An 800-nucleotide genomic window follows, 5' to 3' on the forward strand; every position below is an offset into this window, starting at 1 on the left:
AACCTGCGGCTGGATCACCTCCTTTCTAAGGATATCGGCGGAAAGCGCCGGATGGTACGCCATCTGGAAGAGCTTCCTCCATTCCAAAGAACATTTGCCGCCGTCCTCATGTCCCTTCATCAAGAACGCAGTTTGCGAGACGAAATAGCGCGAGCTATTTTGCACGCAAACCGGTCCGGTCAGCGCGGCGAAGCGCGCCATAAGGCGCAGCTTTGCTGCGACTGACGGCGCAGCGGGCACGGGCCGGTAGCTCAGGTGGTTAGAGCGCACGCCTGATAAGCGTGAGGTCGTAGGTTCAACTCCTACTCGGCCCACCACACAGGCGTTGCGGCTGGCCTACGCCGCCGGTCGCGGCAAAGCCGCGCCCTCTGGCGCAGGCTTTCCCACGCCGATCGTGCTTGTCGCTGCGCGAAATAGCCTTGGCTATTTCGTCGTGCGACTGCGCATGGGGCCTTAGCTCAGCTGGGAGAGCGGTTGCTTTGCAAGCATCAGGTCATCGGTTCGATCCCGATAGGCTCCACCACGCACTGCGTTTTTCTTGATGAAGACAATAGTTCCGCTGTCGCAAGACAGCGGTAAGGGTCGAGACGACCCGCCTTCTTTGACATTGTGAATGGGTTTTTCAAATCGATGCCGTGGTGGCTTCGGTTTGGTTCGTGTCGAGGCTTTCGGGCTTCGTTGCGGATCGAGCTGGTGCCGTCACTTACAAGGCTGAGATTAACATCCACACCGAGCATACCACGTAACACTGCTCTGCCGAGTTTCGTGTCGGCCTTCGGGCTGATCCAGTGTTGTCGTTG

The 800-nt window shown here is 58.4% G+C and carries 2 protein-coding genes and 2 tRNA genes; 2 read left to right on the top strand and 2 right to left on the bottom strand.

Annotated elements, in window-relative coordinates; translation table 11 throughout:
• The coding region (locus tag MHZ35_RS17910) for a hypothetical protein (protein WP_239436855.1) at positions 1-201 on the bottom strand (201 nt) is incomplete at its 3' end.
• A 39-nt stretch (positions 202-240) separates the two neighbouring features.
• Here MHZ35_RS17910 and MHZ35_RS17915 point away from each other — a divergent pair.
• Together MHZ35_RS17915 and MHZ35_RS17920 are read left to right on the top strand one after the other, a co-directional pair.
• Positions 241-317 (top strand) — tRNA-Ile (locus tag MHZ35_RS17915).
• A 130-nt stretch (positions 318-447) separates the two neighbouring features.
• A tRNA-Ala gene (locus tag MHZ35_RS17920) sits at positions 448-523 on the top strand.
• On the opposite strand, the gene MHZ35_RS17925 is transcribed toward MHZ35_RS17920, so the two are convergent.
• The coding region (locus MHZ35_RS17925) for a hypothetical protein (RefSeq protein ID WP_239436856.1) at positions 489-800 on the bottom strand (312 nt) is incomplete at its 5' end. The two genes, MHZ35_RS17920 and MHZ35_RS17925, sit on opposite strands and share 35 nt — an antisense overlap.

Source organism: Sphingomonas sp. ACRSK, from assembly GCF_022346685.1.
Classification (GTDB): Bacteria; Pseudomonadota; Alphaproteobacteria; order Sphingomonadales; family Sphingomonadaceae; genus Sphingomonas; species Sphingomonas molluscorum.